The organism is Actinoallomurus sp. CA-150999, assembly GCF_050942425.1.
Taxonomy (GTDB): Bacteria; Actinomycetota; Actinomycetes; order Streptosporangiales; family Streptosporangiaceae; genus Actinoallomurus.
Genome location: NZ_CP192063.1, coordinates 1455184 through 1482019, shown reverse-complemented (window position 1 = coordinate 1482019; position 26836 = coordinate 1455184). Strand labels below are relative to the sequence as shown.

General features: G+C 71.1%; 22 protein-coding genes. 11 read left to right on the top strand and 11 right to left on the bottom strand.

From position 1 onward, the window contains the following. Positions 1-43 precede the first annotated feature (43 nt). The 4 genes from ACQP2O_RS07085 to mfd form a co-directional block, all read right to left on the bottom strand. On the bottom strand, positions 44-2266 hold the full coding sequence (locus tag ACQP2O_RS07085; protein WP_433181025.1) for a transglycosylase domain-containing protein: 2223 nt from the start codon (positions 2264-2266) through the stop codon (positions 44-46). Positions 2267-2347: 81 nt separating this feature from the next. Continuing rightward, positions 2348-3277, bottom strand: a complete 930-nt coding sequence (locus ACQP2O_RS07080; RefSeq protein ID WP_433181023.1) for a MazG family protein — start codon at positions 3275-3277, stop codon at positions 2348-2350. Beyond that, a complete protein-coding gene (locus tag ACQP2O_RS07075) occupies positions 3265-3948 on the bottom strand; it encodes a hypothetical protein (protein ID WP_433181021.1) in 684 nt (227 codons plus the stop codon). Before ACQP2O_RS07075 ends, ACQP2O_RS07080 begins: the two co-directional genes overlap by 13 nt. Before the next feature lie 82 nt (positions 3949-4030). Further along, on the bottom strand, positions 4031-7615 hold the full coding sequence (gene mfd, locus ACQP2O_RS07070) for a transcription-repair coupling factor (RefSeq protein WP_433181019.1): 3585 nt from the start codon (positions 7613-7615) through the stop codon (positions 4031-4033). A 266-nt stretch (positions 7616-7881) separates the two neighbouring features. On the opposite strand from mfd, the gene ACQP2O_RS07065 reads away from it, so the two are divergent. The 8 genes from ACQP2O_RS07065 to ACQP2O_RS07030 all read left to right on the top strand — a co-directional run bounded on the left by ACQP2O_RS07065 (position 7882) and on the right by ACQP2O_RS07030 (position 15688). Beyond that, positions 7882-8589, top strand: coding sequence for a class I SAM-dependent methyltransferase (locus ACQP2O_RS07065; RefSeq protein ID WP_433181017.1), 708 nt, complete (start codon positions 7882-7884; stop codon positions 8587-8589). Positions 8590-8680: 91 nt separating this feature from the next. Next, positions 8681-10198: an adenylyl-sulfate kinase gene (gene cysC / locus ACQP2O_RS07060; RefSeq protein WP_433190951.1), complete on the top strand. Its 1518-nt coding sequence runs from the start codon at positions 8681-8683 to the stop codon at positions 10196-10198. Positions 10199-10303: 105 nt separating this feature from the next. Further along, positions 10304-11386, top strand: a complete 1083-nt coding sequence (locus ACQP2O_RS07055) for a sulfite exporter TauE/SafE family protein (protein WP_433181015.1) — start codon at positions 10304-10306, stop codon at positions 11384-11386. Between the two features lie 188 nt (positions 11387-11574). After that, positions 11575-12948: a sensor histidine kinase gene (locus ACQP2O_RS07050; RefSeq protein WP_433181013.1), complete on the top strand. Its 1374-nt coding sequence runs from the start codon at positions 11575-11577 to the stop codon at positions 12946-12948. 84 nt (positions 12949-13032) lie between these two features. Continuing rightward, complete coding sequence (locus tag ACQP2O_RS07045; RefSeq protein WP_433181011.1) at positions 13033-13716, top strand: response regulator transcription factor; 684 nt, start codon at positions 13033-13035, stop codon at positions 13714-13716. Between the two features lie 114 nt (positions 13717-13830). Continuing rightward, the gene (locus tag ACQP2O_RS07040; RefSeq protein ID WP_433181009.1) at positions 13831-14478 is read left to right on the top strand and encodes a hypothetical protein; all 648 of its coding nucleotides are present in this window, start codon (positions 13831-13833) and stop codon (positions 14476-14478) included. Positions 14479-14592: 114 nt separating this feature from the next. Beyond that, positions 14593-15222, top strand: coding sequence for a hypothetical protein (locus ACQP2O_RS07035; RefSeq protein WP_433181007.1), 630 nt, complete (start codon positions 14593-14595; stop codon positions 15220-15222). 142 nt (positions 15223-15364) lie between these two features. Continuing rightward, positions 15365-15688 carry a hypothetical protein gene (locus ACQP2O_RS07030; RefSeq protein ID WP_433181005.1) on the top strand — a complete coding sequence of 108 codons (324 nt, stop codon included), beginning with the start codon at positions 15365-15367 and terminating at the stop codon, positions 15686-15688. A 10-nt stretch (positions 15689-15698) separates the two neighbouring features. Here ACQP2O_RS07030 and ACQP2O_RS07025 read toward each other — a convergent pair whose 3' ends face one another. Continuing rightward, positions 15699-16568: a beta-1,6-N-acetylglucosaminyltransferase gene (locus tag ACQP2O_RS07025; protein ID WP_433181003.1), complete on the bottom strand. Its 870-nt coding sequence runs from the start codon at positions 16566-16568 to the stop codon at positions 15699-15701. A gap of 169 nt (positions 16569-16737) precedes the next feature. Here ACQP2O_RS07025 and ACQP2O_RS07020 point away from each other — a divergent pair, with 169 nt between their 5' ends. The 3 genes from ACQP2O_RS07020 to ACQP2O_RS07010 are packed head-to-tail and all read left to right on the top strand — an operon-like array spanning position 16738 to position 19102. Next, a complete protein-coding gene (locus tag ACQP2O_RS07020; RefSeq protein WP_433181001.1) occupies positions 16738-18099 on the top strand; it encodes a hypothetical protein in 1362 nt (453 codons plus the stop codon). After that, positions 18096-18545 (top strand): PssD/Cps14F family polysaccharide biosynthesis glycosyltransferase, encoded by a 450-nt coding sequence (pssD, locus tag ACQP2O_RS07015; protein ID WP_433180999.1) that lies wholly within the window; start codon positions 18096-18098, stop codon positions 18543-18545. The genes ACQP2O_RS07020 and pssD overlap by 4 nt, the downstream gene beginning before the upstream one ends. Then, positions 18542-19102, top strand: a complete 561-nt coding sequence (locus ACQP2O_RS07010) for a glycosyltransferase (protein ID WP_433180997.1) — start codon at positions 18542-18544, stop codon at positions 19100-19102. Before pssD ends, ACQP2O_RS07010 begins: the two co-directional genes overlap by 4 nt. Positions 19103-19141: 39 nt before the next feature. Here ACQP2O_RS07010 and ACQP2O_RS07005 read toward each other — a convergent pair whose 3' ends face one another. From ACQP2O_RS07005 to ACQP2O_RS06980, 6 genes are all read right to left on the bottom strand, one after another. Next, complete coding sequence (locus tag ACQP2O_RS07005; protein ID WP_433180995.1) at positions 19142-20233, bottom strand: hypothetical protein; 1092 nt, start codon at positions 20231-20233, stop codon at positions 19142-19144. Between the two features lie 113 nt (positions 20234-20346). Next, positions 20347-22401 carry a fibrinogen-like YCDxxxxGGGW domain-containing protein gene (locus tag ACQP2O_RS07000; protein ID WP_433180993.1) on the bottom strand — a complete coding sequence of 685 codons (2055 nt, stop codon included), beginning with the start codon at positions 22399-22401 and terminating at the stop codon, positions 20347-20349. Positions 22402-22617: 216 nt separating this feature from the next. Next, the gene (locus ACQP2O_RS06995; protein WP_433180991.1) at positions 22618-23517 is read right to left on the bottom strand and encodes a sulfotransferase domain-containing protein; all 900 of its coding nucleotides are present in this window, start codon (positions 23515-23517) and stop codon (positions 22618-22620) included. Between the two features lies 1 nt (position 23518). Beyond that, a complete protein-coding gene (locus ACQP2O_RS06990) occupies positions 23519-25147 on the bottom strand; it encodes a lipopolysaccharide biosynthesis protein (RefSeq protein ID WP_433180989.1) in 1629 nt (542 codons plus the stop codon). Then, positions 25144-25365 (bottom strand): hypothetical protein, encoded by a 222-nt coding sequence (locus tag ACQP2O_RS06985; protein WP_433180987.1) that lies wholly within the window; start codon positions 25363-25365, stop codon positions 25144-25146. Before ACQP2O_RS06985 ends, ACQP2O_RS06990 begins: the two co-directional genes overlap by 4 nt. After that, a complete protein-coding gene (locus ACQP2O_RS06980) occupies positions 25362-26798 on the bottom strand; it encodes an O-antigen ligase family protein (RefSeq protein ID WP_433180986.1) in 1437 nt (478 codons plus the stop codon). Before ACQP2O_RS06980 ends, ACQP2O_RS06985 begins: the two co-directional genes overlap by 4 nt. Between the last annotated feature and the right edge of the window lie 38 nt (positions 26799-26836).

Here is a 26836-nt window from a genome sequence, read left to right as displayed (position 1 = left end):
CCACCGGATCCCCCATACGCGTCGAATGCAACACACATCACGCTCACTCCGGGAGCCACGGCCAGAAGAACGGCAAGCCCTTGATGATGGGGCGCGGTGTCCGGCCGTCCGGCTCGCGCGGCGGCTCCGTCCCGTCCTGGTCCCCGGCCGCGTCCTTGTCGTTCTTGTCCTTCTTGTCCTTGTCTTTGTCCTTGTCCTCCTCCTCGCCGTTCCCCTTCCGGAAGTAGTCCCCGGGCGGGCCGTGGAAGCCGTGCTCCGGGACCCCTCGCAGCGCGGCCTCCATCGTCTCCCGCCAGATCGGCGCGGGCACGTCCGCGCCGAACACCTCCCCGTAGCAGGCCTCCCCCAGGCAGACGTCGCGCAGCGGATGCTTGTATCCGCCCCGTGGGTCGCCGACCCACACGGCGCTGGCCATGTCAGGGGTGTAACCGGCGAACCAGGCGGCCGAGAAGTTGTCGACCGTCCCCGTCTTGCCGGCCGCCGGCCGCCCGATGTCATTGCCCTTGGCGGTGCCCTTGGTCAGCACCCCCTGGAGCACGTGACTGACCGCGTCGGCGACGCCCTTGTCGATCGCCTGGTGACACTTGGCGCGGGGCACCGGCAGCGATCCGGTCGGCCCGTCGATCCGCGTGATCGCGATCGGGCGGCAGTAGCGGCCGCGCGCCGCGAACGCCGCGTACGCGGCCGCGAGCCGCAGCGGCGAGACGGTGTTGAACCCGAGCGTGAACGACGGGTACTGCTCCAGCTTCTCCCCGGTGGCCCGGCGCATGCCCAGGCGATTGGCCATCTTGTACGTCGCGCACAGCCCGACCTTGCGCTCCAGCGTGAGGAAGAAGGTGTTCACCGAATGCCAGGTGCCGGTCACGAGCGTGAACTTCTTCCCGCCCTCCCCGTCGGCCGCGTTGCCGAGGGAGACGTTGGGGTCGCCGACCCGGTCTCCGGCGCAGTTCCGGAAGCCGGTGGGGACGAACGACTTCGGCGCGTCGAGCTGGTCCCCGAACGCCATGCCCTTGTCCAGCGCCGCCGCCAGGGTGAACACCTTGAACGTCGACCCCGCCTGCATGCCCAGGCTGGAGCCGTGGTCGGAGTCGGCGGCGAGGTTCACCCACAGGGTGCCCCGCTTGGTGCTGTCGCCCATCTTCCGGTCGACGGCCATCGCGGTGATCTCCCCCGTCCCCGGCCGGACGAGAACCTCGGCAGCCGCCTTACCCGACTTGTTGTTGGGCGGTACGTAGTGGTTCAGAGCACGTTGGGCGGCTTTCTGCATGGGGGGTTCAAGCGTGGTGTGGATCTGCAGACCGCCCCGCTGCAGCAGGAACCGGCGTTCCTGCGCCGTCTTGCCGAACGCCCGGTTGGCCAGGATCTCCCGCTGGACGTAGTCGCAGAAGAACGGCGCCGAGCTCTCCACGCAGCCGTTCGGCGTGCCGGTGATCCGCAGCGTGAGCGGCAGGGCCTTCGTCTCCGTGTCCTGCTGCGGCGTGATCACCTTCAGCTGCGCCATGCGGTCGAGGACGGTGTCGCGGCGTTCCCGGCCGCGCATCGGGTGCAGGTGCGGGTTGTACGTCTGCGGCGCCCGTACGATCCCCGCGAGCGTCGCCGCCTGGACGAGGGTCAGGTCGGCGGCGTGCACCCGGAAGTAGTGCCGCGCCGCCTCCTCCACGCCGTACGCGCCGTCGCCGAAGTAGGCGATGTTGAGATACCGCTCGAGGATCTGGTCCTTGGTGAGGTGCTTCTCCAGGGCGACGGCGAGCCGCAGTTCGCGCAGTTTGCGGACCGCGGTGGGTTCGAGCGCCTCCCGGCGCGCCGTGGCGGTGGTCGCCGTCTCGGCGAGGGCGTTCTTGACGTACTGCTGGCTGAGCGTGGAACCGCCCTGGATGACGGTGCCCGCGCTGAGGTTGGCGACCAGCGCCCGCACGATGCCCTTCGCGTCGAGCGCCCCGTGGTGGTAGAAGCGGCTGTCCTCGATGGCGATGATCGCCTGGCGCATGATCGGGGCCACCTTGGCGAGCGGCACCTCGACGCGGTTCTCGTAGTAGAACGTCGCGAGCTTCGACCCGTCGGCGGCCAGGATGACCGACCGCTGCGGGAGCACCGGCGAGATCAGCGCGTGCGGCAGCGTCTCGAAGGTGTGCCGGGCCTTCTTCACACCCAGCCCGGCAGGCAGCGCGAACTGCAGCACGAGAACCGCCGACAGCACGCCCGTAGCGACCCCGGCGATCAGCAGATCCGAGATCCGCGCCGATCGCCCCCGTGAATCCTCCCCCACAATTCGCGGTCATCCCCATACACATGGTGACCGGAAACCTGTAGGGCGAATCGCGGCGGCTACGGACCGCCCGTATGGAGGCTATTCGGTGTCTTCTCGCCGCTGGACGCGGTCGTGGAAGCGCCGGGCGGCGGCGCGGAGCTCGGCTTCGGGGTCGCGGCCCTCCTCGCGGAGGCGACGGACGAGCGCGAACAGGTCCGCGCCGACCTCGTCGTCGGTGAACAGCTCCTCCGGCATCCCGGCCTTGGCGGCACGCCGCTGCAGCTGGGCGGCGAGCGAGAGCGCGGGCTGCGCCATCGGAACACCCTGGAAGATCGACGCGTCCTCGCCGCGCTCGGCCGACTTGATCTTGTCCCAGTTGGCGTTGACCTCGTCGGCGTCCGCGACCGTGACGTCACCGAACACGTGGGGATGCCGGCGGACGAGCTTCTCCACGATGCCCTCGGCCACGTCGTCCACGGTGAAGTCCGGTGACACCTCAGCGTGGAACGCCACCTGCATCAGGACGTCGCCGAGCTCCTCGCGCAGCGCCTCGAGGTCACCGCCGTCGATCGTGTCGACGACCTCGTACGCCTCCTCCAGCAGGTACGGCGCGAGGGAGGCGTGCGTCTGCTTGCGGTCCCAGGGACACTCGCGGCGCAGCGTCTCCATGACGGCGACGAGGTCGAGGAACCGCGCGCCGGGCAGGTCGTACGCGCCCTGGACGACCTCGACCTGCGGCGGCTCGTCCAGCCCGACGAGGATCGAGCCGACCGAGCGCATCAGCGTCTCGTCGCCCTCGATGTCGGCCAGCCACACGACCGTCCCGGACGACGCCTCGCGGACGAGGGCGGCGGCGTCCGGCTCGGTGACCTCGACCGCCACGCCGGCCTGCCGGATGTACGGCAGCTGCGGGTGCTCGGCGGTGCCGGTGAGCACCCGGTCGGCCGAGCGCAGGGCCTCCCAGGCCGGCCAGGTCAGCTGCCCCGGCGCGACCCGCGGCGAGGACGCGAGGAAGGTCAGACCTGGCACGAGTTCCCGCCGCTCGCGCTGGGCGTGCCGGAGTCCGGCTTGGACAGGGTGGGGCAGACCGGGCCGAGCGACATGCGCTGGAAGTCGAAGGAGCCGTAGCGCGGGTTCACGTCGAGCTTGAGGCGGCGCCCCGCCCGCTGGTAGCTGCCGGCGACCTGCTGCAGCGCCTGCTGCTGCGACTGCTGGTCGGTCGCGGTCGTCACGCCGTACCGCTGCATGACCGCCGTGCGGAGCAGGACCGACTTGGCGTAGTCGCGGCTGAACCTGATCGGCAGGCCCTGGGCGACGACGTTGGCGTCGAGCGTCGCCATGCCGCCGTTGCGCGCGATGAGCGCGTCGACCTGGCCGCCGTTGACCCTCACACCGTCGTTACGGGCGACCTCCTCCCAGACCCTCATGTCGACGAGCTGGTAGAGGGCGCTGCGCTGCGGCGACGACGGGTCGAAGGGTACCTGCTGCCCCTGCGCCTGGGCCTGCTGGGCGATCTGCTGCGCGGCGGGGTACTTCGGCAGTTCCTTGGACCACTCGTCGACCGTCTTGTTGAGCTTCGCGACCGTGATGCGGTCGTTGCCGACGATGGCCGCCGCGCCGGTCTTGAGGGGGCCGCAGGCGGTCAGCGCGGCACCGGCGAGCACCGCGCTCAGAGTGATGGTGAACGGCTTTCGGAACACAGAGCGTCCTTCTCATTTTCGTCGTCCGCGGCCCGTCGGTCGCGGGTACGTCCGGCACCGGGGATCTCTTCGCCCCGGCTCGTCATCTGGCCACGGGATCCGCGAGGAACAGCGCCTCCACCAGATCGGTACACCATTTCAGCAGCTCTTGGTCGCGCAGCGGGCGCCCACCCAGCGGAGCGGTCTTGGGCACCGGCACCAGCAGGGTATTGGTCGCCGCCTTCAGGATGCTCTTCGGGTACAGGCGCTGCAGCCGTACCGTCCGCGACTCGGGCAGGCTGACCGGCGAGAACCGGATGTGGTTGCCCTGGAGCGTGACGTCCGTCAGGCCGCCCCGGCGGGCGAGGGCGCGGAACCGCGCGACCTCCAGCAGGTTCAGCACCGGCACGGGCAGGGGCCCGAAGCGGTCCACCAGCTCGTCGCGGACGGCGGCGATCTCGTCGTCGTTCTGGATCGCCGCGATCCGGCGGTACGCGTCGAGCCGCAGCCGCTCGCCGGGGACGTACTCGTGCGGGATGTGCGCGTCGACCGGCAGCTCCACCTTGACCTCGGGCGTCTCGGGGACGCCCTCCTCGCGCAGCTCGCGCACGGCCTCCCCGACCATGCGGACGTACAGGTCGAAACCGACCCCGGCGATGTGCCCGGACTGCTCGGCGCCGAGGACGTTGCCGGCCCCGCGGATCTCCAGGTCCTTCATGGCCACGAACATGCCCGCGCCCATCTCGGTGTGCTGGGCGATCGTCGCGAGCCGCTCGTGGGCGGTCTCGGTCAGCGGCACCTCGGGCGGGTAGAGGAAGTAGGCGTACGCGCGTTCGCGGCCCCGGCCGACGCGCCCGCGCAGCTGGTGCAGCTGCGACAGGCCGTACATGTCGGCACGGTCCACGATCAGGGTGTTGGCGTTCGGGATGTCGAGGCCGCTCTCCACGATCGTGGTGGCGACGAGGACGTCGTACTCCTTCTCCCAGAAGTCGACCATGATCTTCTCGAGCTGGTGCTCGTTCATCTGGCCGTGCGCGACGCCGACCCGGGCCTCCGGGACGAGTTCGGTGAGGTGCTTGGCGACCTTGTCGATCGAGCGCACGCGGTTGTGCACGAAGAAGACCTGGCCCTCGCGGAGCAGCTCCCGCCGGATGGCCGCGGCGATCTGCTTGTCGTCGTACGGTCCGACGAACGTCAGGACGGGGTGCCGCTCCTCCGGCGGGGTGAGGATCGTCGACATCTCCCGGATGCCGGTGAGCCCCATCTCCAGGGTGCGCGGGATCGGCGTGGCCGACATGGCCAGCACGTCGACCTGGGTGCGCATCTCCTTCATGCGTTCCTTGTGCTCGACGCCGAACCGCTGCTCCTCGTCGATGATGATCAGACCGAGGTCCTTGAAGCGGGTCTCCGGCGACAGCAGCCGGTGGGTGCCGATGACGAGGTCGACGGTGCCGTCGGCGACGCCGCGCAGCGTCTCGGCGACCTCCTTGTCGGTCTGGAACCGGCTGATCGGCTTGATCACGACCGGGAAGGCGGCGAACCGCTCGCTGAACGTCGACAGGTGCTGCTGGACCAGCAGCGTCGTCGGCACCAGCACGGCGACCTGCTTGCCGTCCTGCGCCGCCTTGAACGCCGCGCGCACGGCGATCTCGGTCTTGCCGTAGCCGACGTCGCCGCAGATGAGGCGGTCCATCGGGACCGCCTTCTCCATGTCGCCCTTGACCTCGTCGATGGCGGCGAGCTGGTCGGGCGTCTCGATGTACGGGAATGCGTCCTCCAGCTCGCGCTGCCACGGGGTGTCCGTCTGGAACGGATGCCCCGGTGAGGCCTGCCGCGCGGAGTAGAGCCGGATCAGCTCGCCCGCGATCTGGCGGACGGCCTTGCGCGCCCGGCCCTTCTGCTTCTGCCATTCGGCGCCGCCGAGCCGGTGCAGACTGGGCGCCTCACCGCCGACGTAGCGGGTGACCTCGTCGAGCTGGTCGGTGGGCACGAACAGGCGGTCGCCCTTGGCGTACTCGATGATGAGGTACTCGCGGGTGGCGCCCTGCACGGTCCGGCTGGCCATCTCGACGTACCGGCCGACGCCGTGCTGCTCGTGCACGATGTAGTCGCCGGGGGTGAGCTGTAGCGGGTCGACGCCGCCCCGCCGCCGCGACGGCATCCGCCGCATGTCCTTGGTCGAGGACTTCTGCCCGGACAGGTCGGTCTCGGTGAGCACGGCGAGCTTCACGTCGTCCCAGACGAAGCCGTGCTCGAGGAGCCCGCAGGAGACGTTGACGATCGCGGGCTCCGGCGACCCGTCCAGGTCGACGACCTTCGCGCCGAGGCCCTCCTCGCGGACGACCTCGGCCAGCCGCTCGGCCGGCCCGTGGCCCTCGGTGACCAGGACGACCCGCCACTCTTCGTGGATCCAGCCCTTGACGTCGGCCATCACCCGCTGGGTGTCGCCCCGGTAGGACTCCGCCGCGCGGGCCCCGATCCGCAGCGCGCCGCCGTCGTCCTCGCCTGAGGTGTCGTCGGCGGCGATCTCGGTGAACTCGCCCGTGGCCGCGGAGTACTCGCGCCGGGTCGGGCCGGTGCCCGCGGACTCCGCGCTCGCGAACGGGGTGATCGTCCACCAGGCGAGACCGAGCTCGGCCGTGTGGTCGCGGACCTCGTCGAGGGTCTTGTACGCGGCCGCGCCCAGGTCGATCGGCGCCTCTCCGCCCGCCGCCGCGTTGACCCAGGAGGCCTCCAGGAACTCCTGGCTCGTGCTGACCAGCTCCGCGGCGCGGGTGCGGATTCGCTCGGGGTCGCAGACGATGACGGAGGAACCGGCCGGGACCACGTCGAGGAGCAGCTCCATGTGGTCGGCGAGGACCGGCGCGAACGCCTCCATGCCCTCGACGGCCGCTCCGTCGGCGATCTGCTCGAGGATCTCGGCGAGCGCCGGATGCTGGCGGCCGAGGTCACGGGCGCGCTCGCGGACGGACGCGGTGAGCGGCAGCTCCCGGCACGGCGGCGCCCACAGCCCGTCCTGCGCGACCTCCAGCGAACGCTGGTCGGCCGCCTTGAAGTAGCGGATCTCCTCGATCTGGTCGCCCCAGAACTCCACCCGCAGCGGATGCTCCTCGGTGGGCGGGAACACGTCGAGGATGCCGCCGCGGACGGCGATCTCGCCGCGCTTCTCGACCAGGTCCACGCGGTGGTACCCGCCGTCGACGAGGCGGCGCACCGCGTCGTCCAGCTCGACGTCGTCACCGACCCGCAGGCGCACCGGCTCCAGGTCGCCGAGCCCGGACACGAGAGGCTGCAGCACCGCCCGGACGGGCGCGACGACGACCTGCAGCGGACCGGCCGCCGGGTCCTCGGGGTCGCCGTGGGCGAGCCGCCGCAGCACGGCGAGCCGCTGGCCGACCGTGTCCGAACGGGGCGACAGGCGCTCGTGCGGCAGCGTCTCCCAGGCCGGGAACTGCGCGACGGCGGCGGGGTCGAGCAGGCTCGTCAGGGCCGCGGTGAGGTCCTCGGCCTCCCGGCCGGTCGCGGTGACCATCAGGACGGTGCGCCCACGTTCACGGGCGAGCGCGGCGCCGAGGACGGGGCGCAGCGCGGGTGGCGCGACGAGGTCCAGGTGGGCGTCGGCGCTCTTGAGGGCGCGGGCGAGTGCGGGATCGACGGCGGCGACGTCGAGCAGTCCGGAAAGCGTCATGGGCTCATCAAGGGTGAGGCAGCGTGAAGGCCCGGAGAGTGATCTCACCCCGGGGTCCCCAGCCTACGCGCCACGCGTACCACACACCGCCCGCGCCCCGGCCGAGCGGGTGTGAGCGGGCGCGCGTCGTCTGGATTGAAGAGCGACGAGGGAAGGCAGCGCGTTGAGCGCCGCGAACCGCGCTCGCGGAGCGAGCGCCGTTGAACACGACACGCACAATGCCGAATGTGCGCACGGAGAGCGAGCGGAGAGCTACGCTCCGGGGCGTGACCGAGCTGCGCACGCCGCCGACCTTCGACGGTGACCTCTTCCACGAACGCGTTCGCGAGTACGCCGAGGAGAGGCCCTTCGAGCCTCTGCACGTCCTCGACGCCGGGTGCGGCCGGAAGGCGGCTCCGCTCGAGCTGGGCGCCGTCGGGTGCCACGTCACCGGGGTCGACGTCGACCTGCCGGGGGTCCGCGCGCGCGTCCGGGTCCGCCGTGACCTCGATGCCTGGCATCTGGGCGATCTGCGGACGGTGCCCATGCCGCCGCGCGTGTACGACATCGTGCACGCCTCGTACCTGATCGAGCGGATCCCGCACGCCGAGCTGGTCCTCGACCGGATCGTCGCGGCGCTGAAGCCGGGCGGGCTGCTGCTCGTACGGTTCCATGACCGCGACACCGCGTTCGGACGTCTGGACCGGGTCGCGCCGCGGTGGCTGCGGTCCGTGCTCTGGCAGCGCGAGACCCCGCCTCAGGCGGTGTACGAGCGGGCGGCGTCGCTGTCCGGGATGCGGGCGTACTGCCTCATGCGCGGGCTGGTCATCACGGAAGAGCACACGTCCGCCGCGACGGTGACCAGGTCGGGGCTGGCCGTGAGCATGCTGTGCCGGGCCCTGGCCGCCTTGTCCCGGAATCGGGTGACCTCGGCGTACAGCGAGGCGACGATGGTGATCCGCAAACCGGAGAATCGCTACGCGCGCATCATCTGAGGTGACGCGGGCAGAGCGTAGAGTTCTATGGTCATCGGTCGAGAGACGATCGGAGCCTGCGTTGACGACGGAAGCCGGCGACCTACGCGACATGCCGAGCCTCACGCCCGGCCCGGCCGAGCTGGCCGACCTCGAACTGCTGCTGAACGGCGCGTTCCATCCGCTGACCGGGTTCCTCGGGGCGGTGGACGCGGCGACCGTGGCCGCCGCCGGGCGGCTGTCCGACGGCACGCCCTGGCCGGTGCCGGTCACGCTCGCGATCCCGGAGGACCTCACCAAGGAGGAGCGGCTGCTCCTGGCCGACCCGGAGGGGGCACCGGTGGCGGTCCTCCACGTGACGGAGACGTGGAAGGACGCCGCCTCTCCGCCCGGGTTCCCGGAGGGCGATCCGCTCCGGACGTCGGCGACGACGTCGTGGCGGGCCGCCGGCCCGGTCGAGGCGCTGGGCGCTTCGGAGCACGGACCGTTCCGCCGGTTGCGCCGGTCGCCGCGCGAGGTGCGTGCCGAGTTGGCGGGAGCGACGACGCTGGCGATCGCGACCCGCACTCCGCTGCACCGGCGGCACCTGGGCCAGTTGCGGCAGCTCGCCGAGAAGCTCGACGCGCGGCTGCTGCTGCTCCCGTTGATCGGCGAGGGGCACGACGACGCCCTGGTCCGCGCCGTGCTGGCCGTACGCCGCGAGCTGCCGGCCGACTCGCTCGTCGTTCCGGTGCCGTTGATCGAGCGGCCGGGCCGCGATCTGGCCCTCGCCGCTCACGTCGCCGCCGCGTACGGTGCCACGCACTTCTTCACGGCCGACTCCGAGGAGACCGCCCACGCCGGTGGCGCCGCGCTCGTGGTGGCGATCGGGGACCTGCCGATCGAGCTCGTCACGCCGGAGCCGTGGGCGTACGACGAGAGCGTCGAGGTGTGGCGGCCGCTCTCCAAGATCGAGGCCGACCACGCCCGGCCCGAGCCGACCGAGGCGGAGCTGGCCGCGCTGCTGGACCGCGGCGAGAAGATCCCCGAGTGGTTCACGCCGCCGGCGGTGGCGGAGGAGCTGCGCCGTGCGCACCCGCCGCGGCACGGGCGGGGCATCACCGTGTTCTTCACCGGGCTGTCCGGCTCGGGCAAGTCGACGATCGCCCGCGGGCTGGCGGACGCCCTCGTCGAGCGGGGCGGCCGCACGGTCACCCTCCTCGACGGCGACGTCGTACGCCGGCTGCTGTCGGCCGGCCTGACGTTCTCCAAGGACGACCGCGACCTCAACATCCGCCGCATCGGGTACGTCGCCGCCGAGATCACCCGGCACGGCGGGGTCGCGATCTGCGCGCCGATCGCCCCGTACGCCGCGACCCGGGCGGAGGTGCGCCGCATGGTGAACGCCACGGGCGACTTCGTCCTCGTGCACGTGGCGACGCCCCTGGAAGAGTGCGAGCGCCGCGACCGCAAGGGCCTGTACGCCAAGGCGCGGGCCGGTCTCATCCCGGAGTTCACCGGGATCTCCGATCCGTACGAAGTGCCGGATGACGCCGAGCTCACGCTGGACACCACGGAGCTGACCGCGGAGGCGGCGGTGGAGCGGGTACTCGACCTGCTGGTCGCCGGCGGCTGGGTGCGCTCAGAGTAAGGAACTAGTCACCGAGTGCACACCGGGACCTTGCCTGGCGTGCCCTTGCCGTCACCGCATACTCTGAATGTCCGACTTTCCCGATTAAACGGGTAGGGCATACGGATGCACTTCGATTACCAGATGGCGCTCGGATCGTTCCTGGTGGCGATCGTCGTCGGGCTGACCGGCATGGGCGGCGGCGCCCTCATGACGCCGATGCTCACGGTCTTCTTCGGCGTTCCGCCCCTGACCGCGGTCTCCAGCGACCTCGTCGCCGCCGCCGTGATGAAGCCGGTAGGCAGCCTCGTCCACCTCCGCAGGGGCACGGTCAACCTGCGTCTCGTCGCCTGGCTGTGCGCGGGCTCCGTGCCGACCGCGTTCTGCGGGGTGCTCCTCGCCCGGGCCCTCGGGCGCGGCAGCAACGTGCAGAACGTCATCGAGATCGCGCTCGGGGTGGCCCTGCTCATCGCCGCCGCCGGCCTGACCATCCGCAGCTACCTGACGATGGCCGACCGTGGCCCCCGGCGCGCGGCGCGCCGCCCGTCGTCCGAGGAGACCACCGAGGCGGCCCCCTCGTCGATTTCCGTACGCCCGATCCCGACCATGATGGTCGGAGCAGTGGGTGGCCTCGTGGTCGGCATGACCTCGGTCGGCTCCGGCTCGCTGATCATCGTGGCGTTGCTCGCGCTCTATCCCAAGCTCAACGCGAACCGTCTCGTCGGCACCGACCTCCTCCAGGCCGTGCCCCTGGTCTGGGCGGCGGCCCTCGGCCACATCCTGTTCGGCGACTTCAAGCTGGCGATCACCCTCGCGCTGCTGGTCGGCTCGATCCCCGGCGTCTTCCTCGGGTCCCTGGCGTCGTCCCGGGCGCCGGGCGGCATCATCCGGTGGGTGCTGGCGTTCGTCCTGCTGGCGTCGGCGCTGAAGATGTTCAACGTCGGCACCACCCAGATGGCGTGGGCACTGGTCGCCGCGGTCGTCGGCGGTATCGCGGTCTGGTCGCTGCTGCGCGCCTGGAACGGCCTGCGGCCGCTGCCGTTCCCGCGCGAGGGCGCGGCGGCCGCCCCGGCGGTTCCGACCGACCGCGAACCGGCACGTCCCTCCTCAGCCACTGACCCGTCCGCCCGAGCGGTCCGGACCGACCGCGAACCGGCACATCCGTCCTCGGCCGCTGACCTGTCCGCCGGCCGGTTGAGGTCTGGCTGACCGGATCCGGTCAGGGAGGCCTCGCGAGGCGACACTCGAACCAGGGCGGCGCGGACGGTTCCGCGCCGCCCTGACGCATCTCAGCGACGACGGCGGCGCCGTGGGCGGTCCGCTGCGGGGCCGCCCCGCCACCCCTCACGCGCGTTCCGGCGCTCCGCGCTCGGGGTGATCGTCCGTACGGTGGGGGCGTGGACCTGACGCGGGCGCGCCATCGGATCACGGCGGTTCCGCCGTGGGCGAGGGAGCCGGCCCTGTGCGCGGTCGTCGGGGCGGCGACCCTCTATCGCATCGGCACGGCGACGCCGGACACCGGAGACCGGACCCCGGACGCGGCGGCGTACGGCCTCGGGCTGGCGATGGCGCTGGCCCTGCTCCTGCGCGGCCGCCGGCCGGCCCTGACGATCGGCGTCGTCTCCCTGCTCTGGTTGATCTACCACGTGGCGGACTATCCGGGCGGAGCGCCGGCCGTCCCGGTGTGGGTCGCCCTCTATTCGGCCGCCGCCGCCCCTCGCCGCTGGGCGGCCCTCTCCCTCGCGGGCTGGATGATCGTGTCCGACGCGCTGGCCCGGACGAAGCACAGCGGCGTCCGTCTGTTCGACGCCGCGCTGGACGGGTCGACGGTGGTGTTCGTCGCCGCCCTCCTGCTGGGCGACGCCGTACGCAGCCGCCGTGCCCGGCGAGCGGAGTTCGAGGCGCGGCTGGCGCTCCTCGCCGCGCACCGGGACCAGGTCGCCGCCCAGCGCCTCGCCGAGGAGCGGATCCGCATCGCCCGCGAACTCCACGACGTGTCCGCCCACACCATCGCCGTCATCAACGTGCAGGCGAGCGTGGCCGCGGAGCTGCTGACCGAGGCGCCCGCCCAGGCGAGAGAGGCGATCGAGGCGGTACGGCGCGCCGGCGGTGAGGCGCTGGCCGAGCTGCGGGCGACCGTCGGGGTCCTGCGGGACCCCGGTGAGGGCGACGTGGAGCCCCCCGCCCCCGGCATCGACCGGCTCGAGGACCTGGCGCGGGCGGTCGGCGGCGGTGGCCCGCGCGTCGAGGTGCGGATCGAGGGCGAGCGCCGCCCGCTGTCGCGTCTGGTGGAGTTCACGGCCTACCGGATCGCGCAGGAGGCGCTCACGAACGCGTTGCGCCATGCCGACGCCGACCTGGTGGAGATCCTGGTCCGGTACGACGACGGGGGCCTCGCACTCGAAGTGGTCGACGACGGCGGCGGCCACGACGACCGCACGACCCAGCGCGCCCGGCCAGGCCACGACGACCGCACAGCCGGGCACGCCCGGCCAGGCCGCGAAGACCGCGCGACCGAGCCCGACGGCGACGACCGCGCGACCGGGCGCGCCGGGCGAGAGCACGACGACGGCGCGGTCGGGCACGCCGGGCCGGGCCACGGCCTGCGCGGCATGGCCGAGCGGGCGGCCGGTCTGGGCGGCCGGTTCACCGCCGGTCCGTTCCGGCGGCCCGACGGAAGGGGCGGCTTCCGGGTGCGTGCCTGGCTACCGGACGAGGAGACCGTGACCGCCCCGATCCGCCCCGCGCTGCCGGACGAGGAGACGACGTGAGCGCCCTGATCGAATGCGCGCCGTCGGGCGAGGAGACGGCATGACCGCCCGGGCATCCGCCTGGCCGCCGGACGAGGAGACGACGTGACGATCCGGGTGCTGCTGGCCGATGACCAGACGCTGGTCCGGGCGGGCTTTCGCATCCTCCTGGAGCGAACGGACGACATCGAGGTGGTCGCGGAGGCCGCCGACGGTGAGGAGGCGGTCGCGCTGACCCATGCCCACCGCCCCGACGTGGTCCTCATGGACGTGCGGATGCCCGGCACCGACGGGCTGGCGGCGACCCGGAGGATCCTGGCCGACGAGCGCGCGCCGGACGTGAAGGTGATCGTCCTGACGACCTTCGACCTGGACCGGTACGTCTACAGCGCGCTGCACGCGGGCGCCAGCGGGTTCCTCCTCAAGGACATCGAACCGGACACTCTGCGGCAGGCGGTGCGCATCGTGTTCGCCGGTGACGCACTCCTCGCGCCCCAGGTCACCCGACGATTGATCGCGGCGTTCGTGGGACGGACGGGAGGGCCGGCGTTCGACCCGGACCGGTGGACCGCCCTCACCGACCGGGAACGCCAGGTCGTGTCGCTCGTGGCCGAGGGACTGACCAACCAGGAGATCGGGGTGCGGCTGGCGATGAGCCCGGCGACCGCCAAGACCCACGTCAACCGGGCGATGACGAAGCTGGGGGCACGGGATCGCGCCCAACTCGTGGTGTTCGCCTACCGGTCGGGAATGGCGGGCGGGCTCCCGGGCGTACCACCCCAGAACTAGCCCTTCTACCGCGACCGCGGTATCGGGTCGCGACGCCGAGCGGATGGATTTCCCGGCGTTCCTTTCTACTGTTCTCTCCATGGCAATGGACACGAACACGCCACGGAGGAATGAATGATGCACCCTGTTTCCCGTACGATCGCCGGCGCGTGTCTCATCTTGGCCCCGACGATCCAGGGTATTTCCACATTTTACTGGAGCGACCGGCACCAAGGAATTACGGCCGGAACACTCATCGTCGCGGCGACGATAGGTTGGATCGTCGGCCTGGTGGCGGTCTATCGCCTCATCGAGCCGCGGGTCCCGCGCTATGCCGCGGTCGCCCTTCCGGTGGCCGTGTACGGATGCGTCGGCGGGGCGTCGTTCGGCCTGCAGGGCATGCAGGAAGAGCTGTTCGGCGTCTCGCACACCCAGGCCGTGCACCTGCTCCAGGAGCACCCGGCTGCGGCCGCCGTCGCATTCTGGTTCGCCGGCCTGGCATTCCCCGCCAGCGTTCTCGTCCTCGGCGTCGTGCTCACGCGGATCCGGGCCGTTCCCGTGACGATCGGAGTTCTGACCTCCGTCGGCGCGGTGGCCTTTCCGCTCAGCCGGATCCCCCGCGAGATCGCGATAGCCCATGTCGCGGACCTGACCCTGCTCATTCCCTTCGCGTATCTCGGAATCCGGATGGCGATGGGGCATCCCCAGCCACTCCGCGTCGCCGCGCCCATTCCCGCCCCGCGACGGTTTTCACCTGATTCGCCGGTGAGCCGGCGACAATGAACGAGTAATAATTCAACCACCGATCACACCGAAGGTGATCGCGATATCGATCCCGGGTAGGCCCGGCGAACGGACCGTTCGCGTCTGGAATCACCGACTCACGAAGGTGGGAGAATGATCCGACAGGGCACCCGCGGAGAATCGATCGCCGATAAGGCCGCGATCCGCCGGAAGGCCGGCGCCTACGCCTTGACGGCGGGCGTCTTCGCCCTCGCCTGGCTCCCGTCCGCCGCGCGGGCCGCGGAGACACCGGCGGCAGCGCCGGCCCGCCTCCTCGCCGACCACACGCACGACGGAAACGGCCACCACAACAACAACGCCCTGTCGGTGAGAAGTCCCATCCACAATCACGGCTACCAGCACACGAACAACCGGAACGCCGGTGGGGTGGCTGATACGCAGAACGCGTTCTGCCGCAATGTCCGGGTCTGCACCGTGAGACAGAACGTGACGGTGGTCGCTCCGGAGAAGACCGCGGCGCCGACGGGAAGCGATCCGTTCACGGCGCCGGAGACACGCACGGTGCCAGAGACACGGACGGTGCCGGAGACGCGCACTCCGCCCGGCCGCCTGCTCTACATGGGCCCGTACGGCCTCATGCTGATGGACGAGGGCTCGGCCGGCCCGGCCGCCGCCGGGGAGGAGCGAGGACCGGCGGGGTCGTTCGAATGTCCGGCCAACTTCTTCCCGGGACTCGTCCAGCACCGGATCGTCCGAGCGGACGATCCGGCAAACCGGGGTTAATCATCCGGACCGGGAACGGCGTGCACCATGGTCCACCGACGGCCATCGGGTAGAGACGCAGCGGAGCCCGGGGGGTGTGGAGCATCTCCCCCGGCTGCCGCAACCGGGCACCGCGATGGCTCTCCCGTGAAAGGAAGCCCACATGAGAGGAACCGTCGGCCGCCGCCTCGTCGCCGTCTCCGGCCTCGCGTTGAGCACCGCCCTCTGCGCGTCGCCCGGCCTCGAGGCGCGGGCCGCCGTGCTGCCCCGGCAGGCGCCGATCACGGCCCTGACCGGTGACAACAACCACAACGGCAACGGGAGCCACAACACCAACTCGATCACCATCCGAAGTCCCGCTTTTCTCAAGGGGATCCAACACGTCTCGGACGGCAACGTGCGCGCGCTGACCAACACGAATCACGCCTTCTGCAAGAAGCGGCGGTACTGCCGGATCCACCAGCGGGCCATCAACATCGTGCGCTGAGACGAACGGGTCAGGACGCCGTGCGCTCGGCGGCGACCTGGTCGAGCAGGTCCGGGATCTCGGGATGCGCGGAGACGTCCACCTTGCGGGCGAAGAAGGCGTCGCTGGCCCGGATCTCGTCGAGGTGGTCCGCGGTGATCAGGTCGGGATGGCTGGCGTCCGGACCCCAGCGAATGAACCGCTTGCTGTCATTGGCGACGGACAGCGCGGGCCGCGTGTTGCGGGCCATGGAGCAGATGAACGCCTCGTCGGGGATCGGCGCGTACCGCAGGTAGCGCAGCAGGCGGTCGGCCAGGGGGTCGGCGAGCATGCCGTGCACGGCGGTCGCGGACAGGTTGAACCACATGTCGCCGACGTACAGTCCGACGCCGTCCCGGTAGGGATGACGCCGCGCGAGCGGCAGCGGCACCGACCGGTGGGTGCGGGGCAGGCGTCGCTTGCGCAGGTAGCGTCTGCGGGTCACCGCCTGCCAGGGGTCGGTGTCCTCCGCCGGATCGGACGTCACGGCGAAGTGCCGCAGGTACGCGTCGTACGGTGAGGCGGTGAGCTCCTTCTCGATCGCGGTCATGGGCCGGATCGGATGGTCCTGACCGGAGACGAGCAGGGCCCAGGAGAACTCCGGGATGTTGTCCGCCACCCAGCGCAGCGAGCGCCACTGCGCCTCGACGAGGGAGAGCCGCCCCCATCGGCAGGGCCGGGCGTCGGGGATGAGGGCGACGTCGGAGGCGGGACGGAGGGTCAGCGGCTCGCCGCTCGGGTCGTGGTGGACGACCGCGACCGTGTCGGTGCCGGTGCGGATCCGGTCGACCAGGCGGGCGACCTGCGCCGGGTGCCGGTGGGACAGCACGATCACGACCAGCGGCCCGCCGCCCATGCCCATCCCGCGCCCTTCACTGTGAATTCCGCTTCCGTTCCGTGACCGAGGGTACTGCCGTTCCGGAATTGGGGTGATGAGGCCGCTGATGAAACTACGATTACGGTAAAGTGCCGGGAAAGTTGAAGTAGGCCACTGGGCACTTCCGGGTTGATCAAGCGCATCAGGGGAAGCTGTGCTCCGCGCACTTGTCGAACGGCTTTGGCTGCCCGAGCCGGAGTCCTCCGGGTGGCCGGTCCGTGTCACGTCGGGTGACGTCCCGGCGGGCCACCGCGTGGTCGAGCGGTACGCCGTGATCCCCTCCCCGGAGCGGCCGCGGTTCCTCGTGCCGCTCGATGGCCGCGCGGTCGCGGCCGGGAGCCTCACCCACTACAACGGGCTGCGCTGGGCCCGCCTCCGCGTTCCGCGGACCGTCCTGGGCGCCGGCTTCCGTACGGGGCTGGGCCCGCTCCTGCTGCGGCACCGGCTGCTCGTGTGCGTGCCGGAGGAGCTTCCCCCCGCCGAGCTCGGCGACTACCTCCTGAGCGCGCACCTCCAGCGGGTGCTCGGCGTGCCGCGGCTCGCGCTCGGCGTCGGCGTCCGGCCGCCCGACCCCAACCTGAAGCCGACCCTTCAGCTCTTCGGCGCCGACGGCACCCCCGTCGGATACGCCAAGGTGGGCTGGAACGACGCCACCCGGGAGATGACCCGGCGCGAGGCGGCCGCCATCGCCGCCGTCACCGAGGAGGCCGCGGCCGGCGGCGTCCAGGTGCCGCGGTTGCTGCACCACGGCCCCTGGCGCGACTACGACCTCACCGTCACGGCGCCGCTGCCGCTCCGGATCCGCCGCTACCGGGCGGAGGACGGGCCGCCGGCCGTGTCGTACGACGCTGTCTCTCCCGACCAACCGACCCCGACCGACCTCCCGGTCTCCCCCGACCAACCGACCCCGACCGACCTCCCGGTCTCTCCCGGCCAACTGACCCCGACCGACCTCTCGGTCTCCCCTGACCGACCGACCCCGGCCGACCTCCCGGGTCCCTTCGCCGCCCGTACGACGAAGCTGGCCGACGCGGGATTCTGGCGGGCGCTGCGGTCGGAGGCGGACGTGCTGGCCGCCGACGCCGAGGAGCCGCGGCTCGCGGCGCTGATCGGCGCCCACTGCGACGAGCTCGAACGCGAGCACGGCGGCGCTCCCCTGCTCGTCGGCCGCTGGCACGGCGACTGGGTGCCGTGGAACATGGGCCGCCACGCCGGAGACCTCTACGTCTTCGACTGGGAGCACAGCGCCGAGGAGGCCCCGGTCGGCTTCGACCTCCTGCACTGGAGGTTCCAGGTGGCGCTGGTGCTGCGCGGCCGGCCGCTGGCCGAGGCGGTCGCCGCCGTACGGACGGCCGCCGCCGACGAGCTCCCCACGGTCCCTCCCGACCATCGCGGGCTGCTCGCACGGCTCTACCTGCTGGAGATGTTCATGCGGACGTACCACCTCAAGCGGCTGGGCGGCGGCTGGAACCCCGCTCTCCACCCCGCCATGCTCGAGGTCCTGGAGGAGCGGTGAGAGTCCTCCTGGTGTGCTCGACCGGCGGGCATCTGACCCAGCTGTACCGCCTGCAGCCCTGGTGGTCCGAGCACGAGCGGATGTGGGTGACGTTCGAGAAGGCCGACGCCTGTTCCCTCCTCGCGGACGAGCAGGTGACCTGGGCCTACCATCCGACGACCCGGAACATCCCGAACCTGCTGCGGAACCTGTGGCTCGCGATCCGGCTGCTCCCGCGCTACAAGCCCGACGTGATCGTGAGCTCCGGGGCGGGCGTCGCCGTGCCGTTCTTCGTCCTGGGCCGCCTCATGCGCAGGCGCACCGTCTATCTCGAGGTTTACGACCGTATCGACTCGGGCACGCTCACCGGCCGCCTCTGCTATCCGATCGCCGACCTGTTCCTCCTGCAGTGGGAGGAGCAGCGGGCGCGCTATCCGAAGGGAACCGTCGTGGGGCAGTTGCTGTGAACGGGACGGATAAGCCGCTGGTGTTCGTGACGGTGGGCACCGACCATCACCGGTTCGACCGGTTGATGGGCTGGATGGAGCAGTGGCTTGCCGCGAACGGCCACGCCCGCTGCGTCGTGCAGCACGGCCCGGCCGATCCCCCGGTGGGCGCGGAGTGCCACGAGTTCCTGCCGCACGCCGACATGCAGGCGCTGTTCCGGGAGGCGGCCGTCGTCGTCTGCCAGGGCGGCCCCGGCTCGATCACGGAGAGCCGGCAGGCGGGCAGCCTGCCGATCGTGGTGCCGCGGATCGCGCGGCTGGACGAGGTCGTCGACGACCACCAGGTGCGGTTCTCCCGGCACGTCGCGGCGTTCGGCAAGGTCGCCCTCGCCGAGACCGCCGAGGACCTGCACGCCCACCTGGACCGCGCTCTCGCCGAGCCCGGGACGTACACCGTGTCCGACGCGGCCGACGAGACCGCGCCCGCCGTCGCGCGGTTCGGCCGTCTGGTGGACGAACTCGTCGCCGTACCCCGGGGCCGGCGCCGCCGGCGCGACCGGCCCGCCGAGTCCCACTAGCCGTACTGGGGCACGGGTCCCGGTAAGACCCGAGCGCCGCTACTGAGCGGACGTGTTGAGGTACGGGTCGCGGCCGGTCTCGGCGTAGGAGTTCAGCATGCCCGGGCCGTTGTCGACCTTCAGGTTGCAGCCGGGCCCCGCGTCGAAGCGGACCAGGCCGGCGATGTTGGGGTACTTCTGCTTCAGCACGCCAGGGATCTCGCGGTACCACTGAAGCGAACGTTTCGGATCGGCCGGGTCGAACTGGGTGCCGTACTCGGGCAGGATGAACGGCTTCTTGCCGAGCCCGTTCTTCTCGAAGAACCGGTACGTCTGCCCGATCTTCTCGTCGAACGTCCGCCACTGCCCGCCGTGGCACTTGTAGAAGTTGTACGGGTCCCAGCCCACCCAGTCGGCGTACGCGTCGCCCGGGTAGGAGTGGAGGATCCGCTGGGGGTTGTCCCCGCTGAGCGCCCCGGTCACGACCCAGACCCAGACGACGTTCGTGACACCGGCCTTGGCGAAGACGTCGTGGACGTGCCGGGCCGCGGCGACGTACTCCGCCTCGTTGCCCTTGAGCTCGCCCTTGGTCATGTGCCGGTCCATCTCCGGGTCGAAGGACATGAAGACCTTCCGCCCGTACGCCTTCACGCGATTGGCGACGGGCTGGATGACGGACCGGTCGTAGGTGCCCGCGGCGATGTCGCGCCACTTGTAGCTCTGCTGCTTTCCGTAGAGCTTGCTCTCCCAGGCGAAGAACAGCAGCCGGGAGCGGCCGAGCTCACGTTCGGAGTCGTCGGGGAAAACGCCCGGTCCCGGCTTGTTCGAGAAGTCGTGGAAGCGCAGGACGATGTCGAAACGCCGGCCGGCCTTCCCCTCGATGTCGGTGACGGCCGAGGTGAGCGACGCGCCCTGGACCGAGTAGATGCCCCAGTACGCCCCGCACTTCGGCATCAGCTTGGCGTCGGCTCCACAGGATCCGCCTTTGACCCCGGCCCTGCCCTCCGCGAGGGTGAGGGCTCCCCCGTGTGACTTCGATCCGCCCTTGTCGTTGCCGCTCGCGGAGCCGCAGGCGGACAGGACGGCGCCCGCCCCGATCAGCGCCACCGCCGACAGCGCGACGCCTCGCCTGCGTCCTCTGGCGATACTCATACGTCCAAGACCTCCCGTTCCGGCCGTCCCCCTAAGCGTGATCAGGGAATCACCCGGCGGGTGATTCCCTGATCACGACGCGGAAGCGACCGAGCCCGGCCCGAATGGTCGGGTCAGGGGCAGAATCGGCCGAATCCGCCGAGCCACTGGTAGGCGGAGCCGGTCCAGGAACCGCTCTTCAGGTCGCCACCGGCCCACATGCACCCATTGTTGTCCTTCACGAGCGCCCAGACGCCGTTTCCGGCCCGCGACGCGAAGATGGGGTTCCAGTTGGGCAGGTACTTGCCGGTCTGGGCGTTCCAGGCACCGACCATGTTGAGGCGGTGCACGTTGGAGTAGCCGCCGACCTTCGGGTCCGGGTACGTCCAGCCGTCGGTGTAGTCGAAGTCGAAGCCGTGCGACCCGGCGTACAGGACCCCGTTGATCTCGACGGACGACTGGAAGTCACCGCCCGAGCGGGCGAGGTTCCCGCCGATCTTGTTGTTGAAGTCCCGGTCGTAGACCTGGATGTCGTGCTCTGACCCGCCCATCCAGACGCGGTCCCCGACCTCGAGGATCGTGTTGCGGTAGGGCTTGTCCGGGTCGGAGATGCTGGGGATCCACTTCGTGTCGCCGAGCCCGGAGATGTGGCCGCCGGGCGCCGCCGTGCTGACGATCGCGAAGTCGTTGATCGCGACGTCCTTCTGCTTGCCCATGTGCTTCATGCGGCCGCCGAAGTAGACGCGGTCGCCCTTCGAGCTGGCGTCGAGGGAGTACACGCCCGCGTCGAAGAACGGGTTCCACGTGGTGTCCGGGGTGCCGTCCGTCACCTTGACGCGTGCAGCGCCGCCGACCCAGAACGGCGACTTGGCGATGGTCGTGCCGCCCTTGATGTGGTCGAACGTGCCGCCGATGTAGAGCCAGCCGTCCTGGATGTCCATGGCGCGGCCACGCGCGGTGCCGCTGCCGCGAATCAGGCCGGCCTTCCACGTGGACACGGGGGCGCCGGTCTTGAGGTCGAGGGCGGCGACGCCGCCGGTGTTGGCGACGCCGTTCACGCTGGTGAAGTCGCCGGAGACGAACAGCTTGTCGCTCGTTCCCTTGATCGCCCAGACCATGCCGTTGAGCTTGGGCCGGAAGTCGGACTTCCACTCGCCGGTGCTGGTGTCGAAGGCCGCGAGGTAGGACTGCTCGACCTTCTGGCCGGCGGCCGGGCTGGCGCCCTTCTGGACGTACTGGAACTTGCCGCCGACGTAGAGCGTGCTGCCGACGACGCCGAGGGCGTGCACCTCGATGTTCTCTTCACCGGTGCCGCCGCCGACGACGCCCGTGACGCCCCAGGGGCTGGACGAGGTCTTGCCGCTGACCAGCTTCGGCGTGGCCGGGGCCGGTCCGCCGGTCGCGGCGGTGATCTTCGGCCGGATGAAGACCTGTGTGAAGGGAAGGGCCTGGCCCTTGGACGAGGCCCGGTACAGGTAGCTGCTCGCGCTGGTCGACCCGCCGTCGAGGCCGCCGTACGCGAAGCCCTTCTTCCACGCGTTGTTCGTGTCCTTGACGGTGGACAGGTAGTTGTACGGGCGCAGCGAGCTGGTACTACCGGTCTTGTCGGTGTATCCGCCGCTGTAGTCCGTGCCGTCGAAGGAGGCCGACTCCAGCGGCAGCCCGCCGTCGAAGGTCCAGGACCAGTCCGCCAGGTTCTTGTACTTCAGCAGGAGGTCCTGCCAGGAGGTGCCGGTGGTGTTCTTCGCACGGTGCAGCCGGACCTCGTCGATCGGGCCGCCGTTGAACAGCCCGTTGATGGTGTCGCCGGGGACGGCGGCGGGCGCGAAGGCGGCGGTGCCGGTGGGCGTGTTGCGCACGTTCGACGCGCTGCTCTGCCCGGCGTAGTGGAAGTTCCAGCTCTCCCGACCACGGCCGACGAGGACCCAGCCTCCGCCGTCGGTGGTCATGTCGCAGTAGAACTGCTGGGCGCTGGTCATCCGAGGTGTCTTCAGCCAGTACAGGCCGGTGGCGCTCTTCGGGTAGTCCTGCTTGATCGCCCAGCAGGACAGCCCGGCGGCGCTGGAGGACTTGCCGTCCGGCGCGCCCGCGCTGGCGAACTCGGGGACGAATACGACGCCGGCGGCCGCTACCAGCGCGGCCGCGCCGACGGCGAGGGACGCCTTGCGCGGTGGCAGACGAAATGCCATGAACTCTCCCGCGGTGTATGTGCGGCGAGCAGGGGGCTCGGGGGGATAAGTAATTCTGCAGCACAGAGGGAGCTGGCGCAGGAACGTCGCAAAATTAGTGCAAGACGCACGCGCTGTCAACGAGTGTAACCATTCCGCTATTACCGGTAATTAGCCGAAGAAATTTTGTCGGGCCGGTAAACCGGAAGCGGCGGACGGACGTCGTCTCGGCGCGCGTCACGCGGGCCAGGAATACTCCTCGCCGAGGAGAGCATAGAGCGCACGGTTGTGCGGGCGGTAGAACTCCGTGAGTTCTTCCTTGATGTCCGGGTTCATGGGGGGCGCCGGCAGGTGGTTGTGCCGTTTGGCGATCTTCAGCGGATGTGCAGGAAGTCCGAGGAATTCGGTCACCCGGTCCACGGCCGCCTGCTCGTTCCCGTAGAGGTCCTCCGCCGGCATGATGAGGAACTGCTCGCGGGGAAAGACCGAGAACCAGTTCTCCAGCTGCGGCCGGTAGATCCCGCGGTCGCGGTAGGTGTAGAAGTCGTGCGCCCGGCTGTAGTACATCGGGTCGGCGGCCATCTTCTCGCGCTCGCCGCGCAGCCGCTCCGGCTCGGCGGCCAGGGCATCCTCGAAGCTCAGGTCCTCCACGCCGTCGCCGACCCGCTCCCAGTAGTGCGAGTAGGCGCGCTTCACCGGGTCGCGCAGCGTCACGATGATCTTCACGTCCGGAGTGCGGGCGCGCACCCGCTCGGGGACCGGCGGGAAGTACATGTAGTACGGGCAAGCCTCCCCGGTGACGGGGCGGGTGCCCAGCCGTTCCTCGATCCGGTCGAGCTCCCGCTCGGTGGCGAAGTGCGAGCGGTACCAGGCGTCGCCCTTGCCGTAGTTGACGTAGTAGTAGCCGGGGCTCTTCACCCCACGTGAGGCCGGATACATCGGCATGACCAGCGGGTGCTGGATGAGGTAGTTCCACAGTGACGTGGTGCCGCCGCGCTTGGTGCCGATGATGAGGAAGTCCGGCAGGTGGCGCTGGTCGGCGGTCCGCACGGCGTACGCCCGCGTCATCGCGTTGGCGGTGTCCTTCATCCAGCGTGGCGAGCGGTCCTTGGCCCGCGTGACGAACCCCGTCGGCACGTCAGCCCTCCTCGTTCTCGTCGGCCCGTCCGCCGCGTCCGCGCGACCGGAGGGCCCCGACCATCACATCGGCGTGCAGCACGTGCCGCAGCCGCCACAGCACGGCCCCGTACCCGCAGCCGGCCAGGACGACGTACGCCGCGAACACGGGCAGACCGGTCCCGAAGAGCGCCCGCAGCGCGACGCCGAGGCCGCCGAACCAGACCAGCGCCCAGGCCCCGACGGGGGCGAGCGTCCTCGTACGGAGCCGCAGGCCCATGAGGTAGCGCACCTGCACGACGGCCAGCCCGTTGTCCACGAGCATCGACAGGCCCCACGCGACGGCGGCGCCGACGATGCCGAACGGCGGCACCAGCAGCAGGTGGAGCACCACCATCACGACCACGACGATGGCCTTGTCGAGGAGGTTCCACGAGCTCTTGCCGCCCATGAGCAGGACGGTCTGCACGTTGCCCGTCGCCAGCACCAGCGCCATCGCGCAGGCGAGGATCGCCATCGCCGCGGCGCCGCCGCGGAAGTCCTGGCCGAAGAGCGTGAGCACGAACGGCCCGAAGACCGCCAGGGCGAGGTAGAGCGGCCAGGAAGCGGCGACGACCCAGCCGGTGGCGACCGCGTTGAGGTCCTCGGCCTGCCGGGTCTCCCCCTGGGCGAGCAGACCCGCGATCTGCGGCGCCACGGCGAGCCGCGTGGCCGCCAGCACGAGGGTCCCCGTCGTGATGAACCGGCCGGCGGTGGCGTAGATGCCGGCGTCGTGGCTGGACACCATCGCGCTGACCAGCGGCACGCCGAGCCAGACGACGACGATCTCGAGCATGGCCGCGACGCCGCGCAGGCCCGAGAAGGCCCAGAACTCCCGTACGGCCGAGGGGTCCTCGGGGCCGGGCGAAGCGTGCTCCGCCGGGGCGGCCGGGGGCTCCGCCTCGGCCCGCCGGACCAGCCGCCACAGGATCACCACCGCCGCGACGAAGGTCAGCCCGATCGGCAGAGACCAGGCGACCATGACCGCGCCCGCGCCGTAGCCGAGGGCGGCGACGGCGATGACCAGCACCGGCCGGCTGAGCGGCGTGATGACGTTCGCCTGGATCGTGAACGCGGTGAGGTTGCCCAGGCCGCGGGTGCCCGACAGCGCGACGTTGCGGGCGGCCGACACGGACAGGACGGGTCCGCAGACCCGCAGCAGGAAGACGGCGTCGTCGTGGTGCGCGGCGTCGACGAGAAGCCCGGCCAGCCAGGGCGCGAGCGCGAACACCGCCAGCCCGGTGACGGCACCCACGGCCAGGACTGGCACGAGCGCGGCGACGACGACCCGGCGCAGGTCGCCGGGCCGACCGAGGGCGCGCAGCCGCGCGGTGCTGCGCACCAGGCCGGTGTCGGCACCCAGTTCGGTGACCTCGGTGAGGATCATGAAGAGGGCGACCACCGTGAAGAACACGCCGGTCTGCGCGGGGCCGAGCGCCCGGGCGACGACGACGGTCAGGAGGAAGCCGCCGAGGGCCGCGACACCCGAGCCGACCAGCCCGATGAGCCCGCCGCGCGCGAACTCGCGAAAGTGCGAGCGCCGGGCACGGTCGGCGTGCTCGACCTGCGTGGTCATTCCCCGCCCCTCGGCCGCCTCGGACCGCGTGGTCACTCGTCGCCCTCCCCGGCCTGGTTCCGCCCCTCGGCCGCCTCGGCCTGCCTGGTCACTCGTCGCTCCCCGGCCTGGCTCCGTCCCTCGACCGCCTCGGCCTGCCTGGTCACTCGTCGCTCCCCGGCCTGGCTCCGTCCCTCGACCGCCTCGGCCTGCCTGGTCACTCGTCGCTCCCCGGCCTGGCTCCGTCCCTCGACCGCCTCGGCCTGCGTGGTCACTCGTCCTCCTCCTCGCCCTGGCTCCAGGTCGGCCCCGGCGTGTACCGGACCCAGCCGGACAGGCCACGGGACTCCGGCCGGCCCGGCGCGGACGCGAGCCGGGCGAGGCCGGTCGCGGGCGGCCGGGCGGGCGCGGGATCCGGGCCGGCCGCCCTCTCCCGGAGCACGAGCGCCGCGGCGACGAAGATGACCACGAGCTGGGAGCCGTCCAGCCCGTAATAAAAGATCATGAAGGCGGCCATCACGGTGACGACGTGCAGCCAGATCAGCGCGCCCGGCGCGGCCCGCGTGCGCAGTGGCAGCGACCACAGCCAGGCACAGAACAGGACCAGCGCCACGAAGCCGAACGAGAACATGATGTTCCAGACCTGGCCCTGCGTGCCGACCGAGATGTTGAGGGTCTTGGAGGGGCGCGGCGCACCGTACCCGATGAACGGCGACTCGAGGGTGCGCTCGAACGCCTCCCGGTAGATCGTCGTCCGTCCGGCGTTCGTGGAGCTGTACTGGGTGCGGCTGCCGACGCTCTGCCCCACCCCGAGGGCCGAGGCCGTCGCCAGGCCGATCCCCAGCAGGACCAGCACCGCCGCCAGCCACTTCACCTGGCCGCGGAAGCCGAACCGGACGGCCGCGTACACGACGCCGACGCCGACCGCGAGGAACATGCCGCGGTTCAGGGTGCTGAAGGCGGGCACCAGCGAGGCGATCAGCAGGACCGTGACGGCGTTGCGGCGCCACTGGACCGCCGCCGTCCGCATGTAGAGGATCGCGAACGGCACCAGCAGCGCGAAGTGACTGCCCCAGGTGTTGGTGTACGCGAAGGGGGCGCTCGGCCGGTTGTACGCCTTCGGCGCTCCCCATGGCCGCTGGACCTCGGCGAACTTCGGGTGGACCAGCTGGCTCACGTAGTCGTTGCCCACGATCGACCCGGGCAGCAGGCTCTGCATGGGCGTGCTGATCGAGCCGTTCGGCAGCACGACGCCCAGGTAGCCGCCGGCCACGACCCAGACCCAGAACAGGACCATGAGACCGACGAGCCGGGTGAGCGGAAGCGTGCGGCGCGCGGAGTTGTAGACGTAGAGGAAGAAGATTGTGGCCGCCGCGTAATTCATGTACCGGAAGACGAATCCGATCATGCGTCCGGCGGTGTCGAGCTGGGTGGCCGAGAACGTCATCCAGAGCAGGAAGAGCAGCCACAGCCCGAAGCTCGGGGGCACGCGGATGCCGCGCCGCAGCAGGAGGATGCCGAGCATCGGCAGGGCGGCCAGGCTGGCGGCGAAGCCGCCGAGACCCAGGACCCACAGCACCGGGTAGCCGGCGAAGAAGACCAGGAGCGGCCAGATGGGCAGTTCCTGCCCCCACGAGGGCTCCTCCGGCGAGGAGGGCGTGTCGGAGCCGTGCCGGGACGACGGCCTCACGGCGCTGAAGGCGACCACGAGAGGATCAGGCCCGCCGGCCGGGAGACACGCCGGCG